The sequence below is a fragment of the Mesorhizobium dulcispinae genome (assembly GCF_033977345.1).
Classification (GTDB): domain Bacteria; phylum Pseudomonadota; class Alphaproteobacteria; order Rhizobiales; family Rhizobiaceae; genus Mesorhizobium; species Mesorhizobium dulcispinae.
In genome coordinates, this window is the sequence record NZ_JAVIIY010000003.1 from 172,323 (window position 1) to 186,272 (window position 13,950).

General features: G+C 64.0%; 12 protein-coding genes. 5 read left to right on the forward strand and 7 right to left on the reverse strand.

Annotation, left to right across the window (positions count from 1 at the left end; genetic code table 11):
* Positions 1-19 precede the first annotated feature (19 nt).
* Positions 20-325 (reverse strand): DUF2849 domain-containing protein, encoded by a 306-nt coding sequence (locus RFN30_RS08745; RefSeq protein WP_320261696.1) that lies wholly within the window; start codon positions 323-325, stop codon positions 20-22.
* Complete coding sequence (gene cysG / locus RFN30_RS08750; protein WP_320261697.1) at positions 322-1,773, reverse strand: siroheme synthase CysG; 1,452 nt, start codon at positions 1,771-1,773, stop codon at positions 322-324. Before cysG ends, RFN30_RS08745 begins: the two co-directional genes overlap by 4 nt.
* A gap of 431 nt (positions 1,774-2,204) precedes the next feature.
* On the opposite strand from cysG, the gene RFN30_RS08755 reads away from it, so the two are divergent.
* Together RFN30_RS08755 and ybaL are read left to right on the forward strand one after the other, a co-directional pair.
* Positions 2,205-2,642, forward strand: a complete 438-nt coding sequence (locus RFN30_RS08755) for a baeRF12 domain-containing protein (protein ID WP_320261698.1) — start codon at positions 2,205-2,207, stop codon at positions 2,640-2,642.
* A gap of 219 nt (positions 2,643-2,861) precedes the next feature.
* Positions 2,862-4,655, forward strand: a complete 1,794-nt coding sequence (gene ybaL / locus RFN30_RS08760) for a YbaL family putative K(+) efflux transporter (RefSeq protein ID WP_320261699.1) — start codon at positions 2,862-2,864, stop codon at positions 4,653-4,655.
* 6 nt (positions 4,656-4,661) lie between these two features.
* On the opposite strand, the gene RFN30_RS08765 is transcribed toward ybaL, so the two are convergent.
* Positions 4,662-5,468 carry an AraC family transcriptional regulator gene (locus RFN30_RS08765; protein WP_320261700.1) on the reverse strand — a complete coding sequence of 269 codons (807 nt, stop codon included), beginning with the start codon at positions 5,466-5,468 and terminating at the stop codon, positions 4,662-4,664.
* A 100-nt stretch (positions 5,469-5,568) separates the two neighbouring features.
* Between RFN30_RS08765 and RFN30_RS08770 the strand changes: the two genes are divergently transcribed.
* A complete protein-coding gene (locus RFN30_RS08770; protein ID WP_320261701.1) occupies positions 5,569-6,489 on the forward strand; it encodes a zinc-binding dehydrogenase in 921 nt (306 codons plus the stop codon).
* Between the two features lie 24 nt (positions 6,490-6,513).
* On the opposite strand, the gene RFN30_RS08775 is transcribed toward RFN30_RS08770, so the two are convergent.
* From RFN30_RS08775 to RFN30_RS08785, 3 genes are all read right to left on the reverse strand, one after another.
* Positions 6,514-7,263, reverse strand: coding sequence for an SDR family NAD(P)-dependent oxidoreductase (locus RFN30_RS08775; RefSeq protein WP_320261702.1), 750 nt, complete (start codon positions 7,261-7,263; stop codon positions 6,514-6,516).
* A gap of 63 nt (positions 7,264-7,326) precedes the next feature.
* A complete protein-coding gene (locus tag RFN30_RS08780; RefSeq protein ID WP_320261703.1) occupies positions 7,327-9,582 on the reverse strand; it encodes a transglycosylase domain-containing protein in 2,256 nt (751 codons plus the stop codon).
* Between the two features lie 589 nt (positions 9,583-10,171).
* Positions 10,172-11,173, reverse strand: coding sequence for an MBL fold metallo-hydrolase (locus tag RFN30_RS08785; protein ID WP_320261704.1), 1,002 nt, complete (start codon positions 11,171-11,173; stop codon positions 10,172-10,174).
* Here RFN30_RS08785 and RFN30_RS08790 point away from each other — a divergent pair.
* Positions 11,172-11,378: a hypothetical protein gene (locus RFN30_RS08790; protein WP_320261705.1), complete on the forward strand. Its 207-nt coding sequence runs from the start codon at positions 11,172-11,174 to the stop codon at positions 11,376-11,378. The genes RFN30_RS08785 and RFN30_RS08790 overlap by 2 nt on opposite strands.
* Positions 11,379-11,654: 276 nt before the next feature.
* Positions 11,655-11,795, forward strand: coding sequence for a hypothetical protein (locus RFN30_RS08795; RefSeq protein WP_320261706.1), 141 nt, complete (start codon positions 11,655-11,657; stop codon positions 11,793-11,795).
* Here RFN30_RS08795 and acs read toward each other — a convergent pair.
* Positions 11,792-13,822, reverse strand: a complete 2,031-nt coding sequence (gene acs / locus RFN30_RS08800; RefSeq protein WP_320261707.1) for an acetate--CoA ligase — start codon at positions 13,820-13,822, stop codon at positions 11,792-11,794. The genes RFN30_RS08795 and acs overlap by 4 nt on opposite strands.
* Between the last annotated feature and the right edge of the window lie 128 nt (positions 13,823-13,950).

The following is a 13,950-nucleotide window of genomic DNA, read 5'->3' on the forward strand; positions in this document are numbered from 1 at the left end:
GCCCGCTCTTTCCTTGAACTTATGCCGCGCGCGCCGCTGCCGGGCTCGCCTGCTTGCCGATGTCGGTACGGATGGTGGGACCCGCGGCGCGGATTTTTTCGCGCAGCCGCACCGGCTCGACCAATCCATTGACCACGGTGACGTCGATCAGATTGACGTCGACCACCTCATTGTTGGCGGCGGCCGCGGCGCCGACCGCTTCGAGCCGGTCCTCCGCCGCCTTGTCATGGGCGATGTCGGCATGACCGACCGTTTCCGCCCAGCCGCCATCGGCGTACCAGACGGCGATGCCGTCGGAGAGCCTGTTCGCGGTCAAAACCTTCATTGCCGTACTCCTTCGGCCACCGTGCTGGCGGCGGCCCCTTCATGCCTGTGTGTCGCGAGCGGTTCGGACCGTTCGAAATTGGCGCCGGCGACTGCGTCGCCGATGATGGTCATGACCGGACCGGTGAGATCGACGCGCGCTTCGAGCGACGGCAGGTCGGCCAGCGTGCCGTGGAAGCGGCGGCGATTGCCCAGGCTGGCATTCTCGACGACGGCGACGGCAGTATCCGGCGACAGCCCGGCTTCGATCAGCCGGCCGGCGACTTCGGCCGCCACCGAGCGCCCCATATAGACGGCGACGGTGGCGCCGGAGATGGCAAGCTTGGCCCAGTCGGGCAGCGAGTTGCCCTTGAGATCGTGGCCGGTGGTGAACACCATCGAGGAGGTCACACCACGCAGCGTCAGCGGCAGCTCGAAATCGGCAGCGGCGGCGAAGGCTGCAGTGACGCCTGGAACCACCTCGTAGGCGACGCCGGCTTCACGCAGCGCGGCCATCTCCTCGCCGGCCCGGCCGAACACCAGCGGATCGCCGGACTTCAGCCGCACCACGCGCTTGCCGGCGCGGCCAAGCTCGATGAGCAGCGCGTTGATCTCTTCCTGGCTCTTGGAATGGCAGCCCTTGCGCTTGCCGACGGGCAGGCGCTCGGCGTCGCGGCGGCCCATGGCGACGATCGCCTCCGGCACCAGCGCGTCATAGACGATAGCGTCGGCCTCCATCAGCAGGCGGTGAGCGCGCAGCGTCAAAAGGTCTTCCGCGCCCGGACCGGCGCCGACCAGCGCGATATGGCCCGCCGCTGGCGCATGCGAAGCCAGAAGGTCGAGCGCAGCCCTATGCGCCCTGTCGAACTCTCCGGCTTCAACCGCCTTGGCCGGAGCGCCGGCGAAGAAATCGCTCCAGAAGCTGCGGCGGCGATTGCCCTTCGGCAGCCGCTCGGCAGCAATGCGGAACGACACCGCCAGGGCGGCCAGCCGGCCGAGCGAAGGCGACAGCAAGCGATCGATGCGGGCGCGCAGCAGCTGTGCCAGCACCGGGCCGGCGCCTTCGGTGCCGATGGCGATGGCGACCGGTGCGCGATTGACCAGCGCCGGGGTGAAGAAATCGCAGAGCTCCGGCCGATCGACGGCGTTGACCGGGATTCCCAGCGTGCGGGCATCTTCGGCGACGCGGCGGTCGAGCGCCTCATCGCCGCTGGCGGCAAACACCAGGGCGACCCCTTCGAGCTGCGCGGCATCATAGGCGGCATCGACATGGACGGCGCCGGCGGTGGCGATGAAACTCAGAAGTTCGGGATCGGCATTGTCCGCGATGATGCGCAGCGCAGCGCTCGACTGCGCAAGCAGCCTCGCCTTGGCCAGCGCCTCCTCGCCATTGCCGACGATGGCCACGGCTTCGCCGTCGACCCGCATGAAGACGGGGAAGGCGTTGAGCTTGGCGTTGGTTGGCGACATGGCGATAAGCCTTGTAACAACAGTCTGGCAGTTTTATGCGGGCGCGGCAAAAACCAGAAGGCAAGCACTCGCGCATCCCTTGATGGCAGGCAATCGCTTTTTCGCAACCGCGAAAGGCAGGAGAAAAAAATTCTACGCTGCAGCGTTGAGGTGGCCAGACACCTCGCCGGCACCCACTGATCCAGCGTAATTTTTAGCGTCGCCCGCTCAGCATGGCAAAATAGTTTTTTCCAATTTCTACTAAGTTAGTAGATTAAAGCCGTATGCTCGCGGGGCGGCCGGTTGATGCCCGTGCAAGAGATGATCGGGCAGTCATCGCCGACTGGAACAATCACGCTTGGCGGCACGTTTGGCTAGCGATCCCGTCCCCGCCGACAGATCGCATTCTGAAGCGCGGTCGACAGGCCCGAAAGCTGCAAAGGAGGAGCGCAATGAACATCAGGCTGAAACACGATCTTTGGGTCATCGTGGCTGACGGCGAGAAGGCGCTTTTCCTCCGCAACGAGGGCGATACCAAATATCCAAATCTGCAGGTCGTGCAGGAAATGGAGCAGGAAAATCCTGCCACTCGCGAACAGGGCACCGACAAACCGGGCCGGTACGCCGAAGGGCCTCGCAGCGCTATCGAGGAGACCGACTGGCACCGTATCGGCAAGGAGCGCTTTGCCGACGATATCGCGGAGCGGCTTTACAAACTTGCGCACCAGGGCGAGTTCGACGAGGTCGTGCTGATCGCACCCCCCAGAGTGTTGGGCGAGATGCGGCAGAAGCTGCACAAGGAGGTCTGCGACAGGGTGAAGGCGGAGATCCCGAAAACGCTGACCAACCACACCATCTTCGAGATCGAGAAGCTGCTTCAGGCGGCCTGAGCCGGACGGAGAGAATTGAGCTTAGCGCCGAGCGCCGATGCCGCTCGACCGAACGGCGCTAAGCCGACTGCGATTTTCGTCCTCCGGCGGCATCCTCGGCGCCGATTTCTACGCGACAGCGGTTGCATCATCGCTGCCCGCTCCATCATATTGCGAAAGGCGACAGCCTCGGCGGGCGCCCATCCGACATCGAGATTTTCGAAAGGCGCTCCATAGCAAATGCCGCATGACACCCCCCTTATCGCCACCATCGTCGCCGGTTTGGGGCTTGCCTTCGTCTTCGGAGCATTGGCCAACCGTTTCCGCATCCCGCCGCTGGTCGGCTATCTGGTAGCCGGCGTCCTGGTCGGGCCGAACACGCCGGGCTTCGTCGCTGATGCCGGGCTCGCCAACGAACTCGCCGAAATCGGCGTCATCCTGCTGATGTTCGGCGTCGGCCTGCATTTCTCGCTGAAGGACCTTTTGTCGGTTCGCGCGATCGCTGTGCCGGGCGCTGTCGTGCAGATCGGCTTTGCCACGCTGCTCGGCGTCGGGCTGGCCTGGCTATTGGGATGGTCGTTGGGAGCCGGCCTTGTCTTCGGCCTGGCGCTCTCCGTCGCCTCGACCGTCGTGTTGCTGCGCGCCATGCAGGAGCGGCGGCTGATCGAGACCGAACGCGGCCGCATCGCCGTCGGCTGGCTGATCGTCGAGGATCTGGCCATGGTGCTGGCGCTGGTGCTTTTGCCGGCGCTTGCCGGCGTGCTCGGCGGCCAGCCGCAGGCGGACGACCATGCGAGCCTGCTGTCGCTGCCCGCCAGCTACGGCATATGGGGCGTCGTCGGCATGACGCTCGCCAAGGTTGCCGCTTTCGTCGTCGTCATGCTGGTCGTCGGCCGCCGGGTCATCCCCTGGATCCTGCACTATGTCGCCCATACCGGCTCGCGCGAGCTGTTCCGGCTCTCCGTGCTTGCCATCGCACTCGGCGTCGCCTTCGGCGCGGCGAAACTGTTCGGCGTCTCGCTGGCGCTCGGTGCCTTCTTCGCCGGCATGATCATGAGCGAGTCCGAGCTCAGCCACCGGGCGGCCGAGGAATCGCTGCCGCTGCGCGACGCCTTTTCCGTGCTGTTCTTCGTCTCGGTCGGCATGCTGTTCGACCCGTTCAGCCTGGTCAGCAACGGCCTGCCGATCCTGGCGACTTTAGCCATCATCGTCATTGGCAAGTCGCTCGCCGCCTTCGTCATCGTCATCGCCTTCCGCTATCCGATCGCGACGGCGCTGATGATTTCGGCCAGCCTCGCCCAGATCGGCGAATTCTCCTTCATCCTGGCCGAGCTCGGCGTCGGGCTGAAGCTGTTGCCGGAGCAGGGCCGCGACCTGATCCTTGCTGGTGCCATCCTGTCGATCCTGCTCAACCCGCTGATGTTCCTCATCGTCGACTGGATGAAGCCGTGGCTGGAAAAGCGCGCAGGCAAGGCTCCCGAAGAGGTAAAGCCGATCGGCCCGGCGACCGAGCCGGGCCAGGTGGCTTCGGTGGCGCCGGCTCCGGAGAAGGAGGACGGCCCGCCGCCACGGACGACGCAGACCGGCCATTCCATCCTGATCGGCTATGGCCGTGTCGGCAGCCTCGTCGGGGCGGCGCTGAAGGAAGCCGCCCTGCCCTTCCTGGTTATAGAAGATGCAGACAAGACGCTGGCGAAGCTCAAGGCGGACGGCATCGAAACCGTCGCCGGCAATGCCGCCAACCAGGAGGTCTTTTCCGCCGCCAATCCGGAAGGCGCGAAGCGCTTGATCCTTGCCATCCCGAACGCTTTCGAAGCCGGGCAGGTCGTGCTCAGGGCCCGCGCCGCCAATCCCGGCATCAGCGTCATTGCGCGTGCCCATTCCGATGCCGAGGTCGAGCATCTCAAAAGTCTCGGCGCCGACACGGTGGTCATGGGCGAGCGCGAGATAGCGCGCGGCATCGTCGAGGTGGTGACGGGCAAAGCCACGGTCCCGGTCGAGCCCGCCATCGAGGTCAAATCGCAACCTGCTTGATCGATATCAGGCCGAGAATGCGGAACCGCCGTGCTGCGCGATATCGCTGAGATATCTTGCCGGCGGCTTGCCCAGAGCCTTCTTGAACATGGTGATGAAGGCCGTGACGGATTCATAGCCGAGATCGCCCGAAACCTGCTGCACGCTGGCGCCCGAGGCCAGTTCTCTCAGCGCGACGATCAGATGCAGCTGCAGGCGCCAGCGTCCGAAGGTCAGCCCTGTTTCCTTCACGACGAGGCGCGCCAGGCTGCTCTCGCTGAGCGCCACCCGGTTTGCCCATTCCGAGAGCGTGCTGCGGTCGGCCGGATCCTCGGCCAACGCTTCAGCGATCCGCCGCAAGCGTGGCTCGGACGAAATCGGCAGATGCAGTTGCTGCACCGGCATGCGCGGCAGTTCAGCGAGCAAAATCTTTCCCAGGAAACCGCATCTCGCATCGTCCGGCGCGCAGTCCGACAATTCGACGATCAGCTCGCGCAGCAGCGGCGAGATCGACAGCGTGCAGCACCGGTCCGGCAGATCGGCAGCTCCGGGCTCGATATAGACGAAGAAAATCCGGGCATTGGCGGTGGCGATATTGCTGTGCTTCATGGTGCTTGGCACCCACACACCGCAATGCGGCGGCACCATCCATAGGCCGCTCGGAACACGGCATGTGACACCGCCTCCCAGCGCGAAGACGAGTTGTCCCTTGCGGTGCCAGTGGTCGGGCACCTCCGCCCTGGTCTCGCTCACGTCGACGCGCACGGCGATTGCCGGCGCAAGCACGTCATCGACATCGAAATCCGGCCACGGCCAGCGGAGCGGTTGTCTCATCATTGCCTGTTTTTAGCGATTAAATGCCATAATAGCTGAATTCTTGAAAAGGGAAAGTCGTTAGGCCGCTCACGACAATCAGCCAAGGAGGTACGGTCCCATGCTCGCCCTGGTCACGTCTCACGATAGCGCCGCCGGACTGAGGCTCGCCGAAGTCGAGGAACCTCAGCTTCTCGCGAACGAGGCGCTTGTCTCGATCCGCGCAACCTCGTTGAACCGCGGCGAGTTGCGCCTGCTCGCCATACGTCCGGACGGCTGGATACCCGGCCAGGACGTCGTCGGGGTCGTCGAACGGCCGGCCGCCGACGGCTCGGGGCCAGCCGTCGGCACCCGGGTTGCGGCTTTGGTCGACCAGGCCGGCTGGGCCGAACGTGTCGCCGTTCCGACCGACCGTCTCGCCATCCTGCCGGATGGCGTCAGCTTCGCCTCCGCAGCCACGCTCCCCGTTGCCGGCACGACGGCGCTGAGGACTTTGCGCCACGGTGATGATCTGGCCGGTCGGCGGGTTCTGATCACCGGCGCAAGCGGCGCGGTCGGCCGTTTCCAGATCCAGATCGCCCGCGAGCTAGGCGCTTCGGTGACCGCGATCGCCGCCTCCCGTCATGCCGAGGATCTGCGTGGGCTGGGAGCCGAGCAGGTCGTCGAGCAGGTCGAGCTGGCCGACGGGCCATTCTCGCTGATCACCGAATCGGTCGGCGGCAAAAGCCTCGCCGACGCGATCGAGCGCATCGCACCTGGCGGAACCATCGTCATGTTCGGTTCGAGCAGCGGCGAACTCACGCCGGTCGGGTTCCGCCAGTTCGTTCCGGGTCACGAGGGAGCGAGGCTCCAGACGTTCGCGTACTATACGTCCGGCTCGGGCATTGGCGCCGACATCGCCTCGCTGCTTGGCTTAGTCGCGGCCGGCCGGCTGGAAACCCGCGTGGCCCTGACCCTGCCGTGGACGGACATCGGCCAAGCCTTGGACGCGCTGCGGCAGCGCAGCATCAGTGGCAAGGCCGTTCTCACCATGACCGGATGAGGCCTTAGCCTGTGGCCAGCCGTCTCACACGTGCTGGCCGCCGTTGATGTGGATTTCCGAGCCGGTCACGTAGGACGCCTGGCCCGAGCACAGGAAGAAGATGATGTCGGCGACCTCCGAGGTGGCGCCGAGGCGCCTGAGCGGGATCGTCTCGACGATCTTGTCGGTGCCGGGCGAAAGGATTGCGGTGTCGATCTCGCCCGGGGCGATCGCGTTGACGCGGATGCCGTGCGGGCCGAAGTCGTGCGCCATCTCGCGTGTCAGCGAGCCCAGTGCCGCTTTCGATGTCGCGTAGGCCGTGCCGGCGAACGGATGCACGCGCGTGCCGGCGATCGAGGTGACGTTGACGATCGAACCCTTGGCCGCGGCCAGTTCCTTGAACAGGCCTCTCGCCAGCATGATCGGCGCGAAGAAATTGACCTGGAACACATCGCGCCAGACATGCATCGGCGTCTCGATCGAGTTCATCCGGCCGCCGTCCTTGAGCTTCGGCGAGATGCCGGCATTGTTGACCAGCGCGTGCAGCTGTCCGCCATGCGCTTCCAGCCGGTGGCGAATCTCCGAGACAGCAATGCCGACATCCTCCTGGTCGGCGAGGTCGACCTTGATGTGGTCTTCAGGGCCGGCCGGCCACGGACAATCCTCGGCGAAGGCCTGTCGCGAGCAGGTGATGACGCGCCAGCCCTCGCGTGAAAAGCGCTTCACCGTCGCATGGCCGATGCCGCGGCTGGCGCCGGTGAGCACGATGGTTTTTCTGCTGTCTGTCTCGGCCATGGCTTGATCTCCGGCCGGACATGTAGCCGAAGGCGCCATTCATTGCGAGAGGCGAGTTGTTGTTCAGCCGCCGCTGAGGATATCGAGTATCGAGGTCTGCCGCCGCTTCTTCGGGCCGCCGACGTCGCCTGGCGGCACCGGATGCCCGACCGATGCGGTGGTGCCGCCGTCGCTCGGCATGCCAAAGCCGTCGGCATCGACCGTCTGGGCCGGACGCGCCTGGCGTGCGGGCGCTTGAGCGACAGGCGCGGACGACTGGCCGACGGCTGCCGGCGGTGTCGGCGGCGGCTGCGAGTTATCCGCCGAGGGTATCTCGTCCGGCACGACAGTATCGGATGGCGTCGACTTCCAGGTGCCGGGCAGCGGCCGCACCGGCACGCCCTCATGCGCGGCGACCATGAATTCGTGCCAGGCCTGGGCCGGCAAGGCGCCGCCGGTCACCTTCTTCATCGCGCTGCCGTCGTCATTGCCGAACCACACGCCGGTGGTGAGGTTGGCGGTGTAGCCGACGAACCAGGCGTCGCGCGAATTCTGGCTGGTGCCGGTCTTGCCGGCCGACGGCCAGTTGAAGGCCGCCTTCTTGGCGGTTCCGACCTCGACCGTGCCGGTCATCATCGAATTCATCATGCCGACGATATCGGCCTTGAGGACGCGCGGCGCGCCGCCGCCATTGTTCTCGTAGAGCACCTTGCCGCCGGCCGTGGTGATGCGCTGGATGAAATGGATGTCCGGCTTGTAGCCGCCATTGGCGAAAGGCACATAGGCGGCTGTCAGCTCGAGCGGCGTCACCTCGGAAGTGCCGAGCGCAATCGAGGTGTTCGACTGCAGTTCGGACTGGATGCCCATGCGGTGCGCCGCCTCGACCACCGCGTCGGGGCCGACCTCCATGGTGAGCTGCGCGGCCACCGAGTTCAGAGACTTCGCCAGCGCGGTCGCCAGCGTCACCTTGCCATAATATTTGCCGCCGTAATTGTCGGGCGTCCATTTGCCGATTTTGATCGGCGCGTCGTTGCGCACGCTGTCCGGCGTGCGGCCGGCCTCCAACGCCGCCATGTAGACGAACGGCTTGAAGGCCGAGCCGGGCTGGCGCCGCGCTTCCGAGGCGCGGTCGAACTGGCTGGTCGAATAGTCGTAGCCGCCGACCATGGCGCGCACGGCGCCGGAATCGTCGATCGACACCAGCGCCCCTTGCGTGACGTTGAGCTTCTTGCCGCTCTCGTCGATCAGCCGGCGGATCGACTGCTCGGCAAGCTTCTGCAGGGTGATATCAACGGTGGTGTCGATGACGATGTCGCCGCGCACGTCGCCGATCAGGTCCGGAAGCTCTTCCATGACCGTGTCGGCGACGTAGTTCTCCGAGCCGGTCCAGTAGGACGGCGCGCGCGTCGCCGGCGCGCTCAGCGCCACCTTGTATTCCTTGTCGCTGATCTTGCCTTCCTCGCGCATGGCGGCGAGCACGAGTTGCGCGCGCTCTTCCGCCGCCTTGGGATCGCGCGCCGGCGAGAGCCGCGACGGCGCCTTGAGCAGGCCGGCGAGCAGCGCCGCCTCGGAAAGCGAGACATCGCGCGCGCTCTTGCCGAAATAGCGCCGCGAGGCGGCTTCCACGCCATAGGCGCCCGAGCCGAAATAGACCCGGTTGAGATACATTTCGAGGATCTGGTCCTTGCTGTGCTTGTGCTCCAGCCAGAGCGCGAGCAGCACCTCCTGCACCTTGCGCTCCAGCGTGCGGTCCGGCGTCAGGAACAGGTTCTTGGCCAGCTGCTGCGTCAGCGTCGAGCCCCCCTGCGAGAAATGCCCGCCAAGAACGTTGGTGACCATGGCGCGCGTGAGGCCAATGGGGTCGATGCCGAAATGCGAATAGAAGCGCCGGTCCTCGATGGCGACCACGGCTTCGGGGATATAGGGCGACATTTCATGCAGGCCGACGGCCTCGCCGCCGCTCATGCCCCTGTTGGCGATGAGCTGCCCGTCGACCGAGACGATCTTGATGTTGGGCGCACGGTCGGGGATCGACCATGTCGTCGCCGCCGGCATCTTGGCACCGTAATAGACGACGACGCCCGCCACCGCGATGCCGCCCCAGATGCAGAGCACGAAGCACCAGTAGAGCAGCCGGCCGAAAATGGAAACCAGCCCACGCCGGTTGCGATCACGCCCCCGGCCGCGCGACTTCGCCTTGGCGGATTTGCGTTTTGCGGTGGATTTACGGTTACCCGGCACGACGCGATCCTCCTCGCTGACCGAAAAGCCGTCGGAGGATTTCGCCCGCGGCGACCCCTCGAAGCTCGGTTCGATGCGACTGTCTCTGCGGTTCGCCATGCGCTGTGCTTGCTGTCCCCGGTGCCGATGGCGCTCGGGTTGCAGAGTAGATGCGGCGGTTTAAAGGCGGGTTAAATTGGCACTCGGCCAGCCCTTTGAGATTCCTTACGAAATTCTTAATCCGTTACCGTGTGTTACCGCTCTGTTCACGGCACTTAAGCCGAGCCTCGGCGAAGCGATCGGCGGCCGTGGTCGGAGGCGAAGAAGCTACAGCGGCCCGCGCCGGACGATGCGTGGGTGATCATCGATAAGCCGTCGAGGCAGATCAAGTTTCCCACCGAGCCGCCGGCGCAAAGGAGAACTGCCGTGAATCACATGATCATCGCTCAGGCCCCTGCCCCAACGGAATAAGGGGCTATGTCTTTTCGTCATTCAGACCAATGCCGCGGGCAGGGTGGACCTCCGTCGATTGCGGACTTGCTGGCAAATCGGACAGTCTGCGCTCGCGCCGGCCGATAAACCCCGAGCCCCCGCCCGTCAGTCGGTGCATAGCCCGGCTTGCAAGCCTCAATCACCACCCCAAAAGCGAGCCGGGCTTACCTGCTCCGGCCGTGCGCGCAATAGTAGGGCCTTACAAGGCGAACGAGCCTTATCTCGCTGTAACGGAACCTCCGAGAAATTCGGCCTCGAATTCGGTCCGCAGCTCATCCTCACGTCCGAGATACCGAGGCGAAAGGTGTACCTGGTGGGCGGAGATAGCGCCGGCTTGCCTGGCGATCGCGCCTGCCTGCGCGGCGGTCAGATGCTTCTTCGACGCCGCGAGGTCTCGGTCTGCCTCCAGAAATCCGCCTTCGATGAAAAGCTGATCGGCGCCGCGCACCAAGTTACAGAGACGAGTGACGTTCTCCGGACCGAAGGCTAAATCGGTTGCATAGGCGATGCGTTGGCCCGGCGCACAAACCAGCGCCTGAGCCCGCAACAGTTCCCCGAGCGTCACCTTCTTGCCCGCACTCGGCATGAACTCGGTAGCCGCATCGGCGCCGCGTCGCACCGCCCGCTTGGCGTTTGCAAGCCAAGGTCCGACGGGAAGACCAAGTTCGTCCAAACGCGACCTGTGCACGTTGACCCGCAGCTTTTCCCGGAAGGCGAAGGCCAAGCAAGGAATCCCGTGATCGAGCGTGACGGCTTCGATCGTGAACTCCGGATCGTCCAAGGGGAACTGAGTGTCCCGGTTCTGCCAGTTCTGCCGCACGAAAGCTCTGCGCGCCCGGAAGGCGGCTGCGGTGGCAAAGCCTGCCTCCGTCCAATCAGAGGCGAAGATCGTAAAGTCCTGCGACCGCTCATTGAGGAGATTCCATGTGTAGGCCCGCAGCTTGGCCTCTACGGCATCCGTCAGTCCGGGCGGGCCGATGATATGGACCTGCTTTCCCCGATAGAGCGACACTCCGAGCAGACGATCGAACCCGCTGAAGTGATCCATGTGCATGTGCGACACGAACACGTGCGAAACGCGCAGGATCTCACGTGGCGAAAGCGCCGACAGATCGCCCAGGTCAAAGAGGACTGCCCTACTGCCGAAGCGGAAATCGAGAAGCAGTCCCGGGTCGGAAAACGGCTCATTCACTAAGCGCGGCTGGACGAGAAGAGTCATGATAGGGAAGGCAAGAGTTGCATCCTCCAAAATTCAGGACGGGTGCCGTTCGTTCCGCCGGCCGGTCCGAATAGGCTATGGGGACGCGCATCACGTCTACACGGTCGAACGTGTCGCCGGGGATCTCGGCGTCAGCGAAGAGCTCATCCAGGAACTGCCCCACGATCTCGCGCTCGCGCCCGAGCACGGCGTCATCAGGGTCTAGGGGCCAATGATGACGACGGGACTTTAGCCTTCGCCGATAATGGCATCGAGGAGATCGAACTGCCGCGGCGCGACGGCCGGAGATGAAAGTCGCCGTTCCTCTCAAACGCAAAGAACCGCCCGATTGATCAGATCGGGACGGCGAGCGATCTATGATGAAAGTGGTTGCGGGGACCCGCAACCATCACCATCGGACCCGACAACAACGGCGAGATCGCCTTTGGCGCCCTGCAAGCCGGCCCCGATCTGAGCTACGGCCACCCGATAGTTACGTCACATGGGGCGGATCGACGAAGTCACTGGCGATGGCCATTCCGAATTACTCGACGACGGCCCGATCGAGATCACGTTCGCCTACCGCGATGGCGACGAGGCCATCCTCAAGGCAATACGGCAGACCTCTTCAACAGCCTGCTAGACCTTCATCCTTCGAATCTCATCGACGACTTCGGGATTAGCCAGGGTTGAGACGTCACCGGCATCCTCATCATTCGAGATCGCCCTTAGGACACGGCGCATGATCTTGCCGGAACGGGTCTTCGGCATGTCGGGGACCATCACGACACGGCGCGGTCGGGCAATGGGCCCGATCTCACGGATCACGGCGTCTTCCACTCGCTTGCGGATGTCCTCGCTTGGGGCCAGCCCGGGCTTCAGCGATACGTAGAGGTCGGGTACCCTGCCTTTGATCTCGTCCCTGGCGGGGACCACCGCAGCCTCGGCGACCTCCTCAACAAGGAGACTGGCGGACTCGATCTCCTTGGTTCCGAGCCGATGCCCAGCCACATTGATGACGTCATCGATCCGACCCAAGATGCGATAATAGCCATCGGCCGCCTGCAAGGCACCGTCGTTGGCGAAGTACGGCCAGTCGCGCCAGTCGCGACTCTTTCGGTTCTTGCAATATTTTGCGTAGTATTGCTCGACGTAGCGATCGGGATTCTTCCAGATCGTCTGAAATGTGCCCGGCCACGGATTTTGGATGCAGATGTTTCCAGCGCGGCCGGAGCGCGGCGGTATCTCGTTGCCGTCCTCGTCATAGATGATCGGATGGATGCCAGGCACGCCTGGCCCCGCGCTCCCAGGCTTCATCGGGTGGATGGCCGGCACCGTGCTGCACAAGAAACCGCCGTTCTCAGTTTGCCACCATGTGTCGACGATGACCGCTTCGCCCTTGCCTACAACGTCGTGGTACCACCGCCACACCGCCGGCTCTATGGGCTCGCCCACTGTCGTCATATGCTTGAAGTGGTAGTGGTATTTTGCCGGCTCATCGGGTCCGGCGCGCCGAAGCGCTCGGATTGCTGTCGGCGAGGTGTGAAAGATGTTGACGTCGAGCTCTTGGGCGATGCGCCACGGACGCCCCGCGTCAGGATGGGTCGGGAGCCCCTCATATACGACCGAAGATGCGGCGAGCGCCAATGGTCCGTAGACGATATAGGAATGACCGGTGATCCAACCGATATCGGCCATGCACCAATAGACGTCCTCCGGATGGATGTCCTGAATGTACTTTGAGGTCCCCGCGACGTAGGCGAGATATCCACCGGTGCTGTGTTGGCAGCCCTTGGGTTTGCCGGTGGTGCCGCTTGTGTACATGAGGAACAACGGGTCTTCGGCGGGCATTTTGACAGGGTCGATCCTGCGGTGCCGGTAACCCGACAACACCTCGTTCATGATAAAGTCGCGTCCCTCGACCAGCGGCGTCTTGCTCGAGTAGCGCCCCGGGTACCTCTGCCACACGAGCACTTTCTCCAGCGTTACACCATCCTTCTTTGCTTCGGTGAAAGCGATGTCTGCTTTCTCCTTGTGATCGAGGAGCTGACCGCCCCGGTAATAGGCATCCATCGTGATCAGCGCACGGCTTTCGGAATCAACGACCCGGTCCGCCGTGGCTTTGCCGCTGAAGCCGCTGAAGACCTGCGAGTGAATGATGCCCAACCGCGCGCAGGCTAGCATCGTGATGGGAAGCTCCGGGACCATCGGCATGTGCAACGTCACTCGGTCACCTTTCTTGAGACCGCAGAACTCCCGCAACAGCGCGGAGACTTCGTTTACGCGCACGTAGAGTTCCTGGTAGGTGACATGCTGGATGGCCTCGTGCTCGGGCTCGGGGACAAAGTGGATCGCGGTCTTGTTTTTGTGCTTGGCGAGATGGCGGTCGACGCAGTTGTAGCTGGCGTTGATCCGACCCCCAATGAACCACTTCCAGAACGGCGGATTACTCGTGTCGAGTATGACGTCCCAAGGCTTATACCAGTCGAGAAGGTCAGCGTACTCTTTGAAGCAATTCGGGAATTTCTTGAGGCTGAATCGCTCAAAGACCGCCTGGTCGGTCAGATTGGCTTGAGCAATGAATTTCTCCGGTGGTTTGACATAGTCCTCTTCTTGCCAGTGCACCGCGATCTCGGCCTCGGACACCTCTGTGGTTCGATCCTGTGACATATGATGCCTCCCAGGTTTTGTGGCTTGAGGAAGCCGTGGCTCTCAAGCGAAGCAAAAAGGATAACACCTGCAGGCCTGTGGCCGAAAGTCTGGCGCTGGCCGACCGCGCAACAGGCGTTCCTCGAACG

What these genes read in the sequence shown, in the direction of transcription:
- RFN30_RS08745 (WP_320261696.1), bottom strand. Translation starts at nt 325, where the DNA reads ATGAAGGTTTTGACCGCGAACAGGCTCTCCGACGGCATCGCCGTCTGG.
- cysG (WP_320261697.1), bottom strand. Translation starts at nt 1,773, where the DNA reads ATGTCGCCAACCAACGCCAAGCTCAACGCCTTCCCCGTCTTCATGCGG.
- RFN30_RS08755 (WP_320261698.1), top strand. Translation starts at nt 2,205, where the DNA reads ATGAACATCAGGCTGAAACACGATCTTTGGGTCATCGTGGCTGACGGC.
- ybaL (WP_320261699.1), top strand. Translation starts at nt 2,862, where the DNA reads ATGCCGCATGACACCCCCCTTATCGCCACCATCGTCGCCGGTTTGGGG.
- RFN30_RS08765 (WP_320261700.1), bottom strand. Translation starts at nt 5,468, where the DNA reads ATGAGACAACCGCTCCGCTGGCCGTGGCCGGATTTCGATGTCGATGAC.
- RFN30_RS08770 (WP_320261701.1), top strand. Translation starts at nt 5,569, where the DNA reads ATGCTCGCCCTGGTCACGTCTCACGATAGCGCCGCCGGACTGAGGCTC.
- RFN30_RS08775 (WP_320261702.1), bottom strand. Translation starts at nt 7,263, where the DNA reads ATGGCCGAGACAGACAGCAGAAAAACCATCGTGCTCACCGGCGCCAGC.
- RFN30_RS08780 (WP_320261703.1), bottom strand. Translation starts at nt 9,582, where the DNA reads ATGGCGAACCGCAGAGACAGTCGCATCGAACCGAGCTTCGAGGGGTCG.
- RFN30_RS08790 (WP_320261705.1), top strand. Translation starts at nt 11,172, where the DNA reads ATGATAGGGAAGGCAAGAGTTGCATCCTCCAAAATTCAGGACGGGTGC.
- RFN30_RS08785 (WP_320261704.1), bottom strand. Translation starts at nt 11,173, where the DNA reads ATGACTCTTCTCGTCCAGCCGCGCTTAGTGAATGAGCCGTTTTCCGAC.
- RFN30_RS08795 (WP_320261706.1), top strand. Translation starts at nt 11,655, where the DNA reads ATGGGGCGGATCGACGAAGTCACTGGCGATGGCCATTCCGAATTACTC.
- acs (WP_320261707.1), bottom strand. Translation starts at nt 13,822, where the DNA reads ATGTCACAGGATCGAACCACAGAGGTGTCCGAGGCCGAGATCGCGGTG.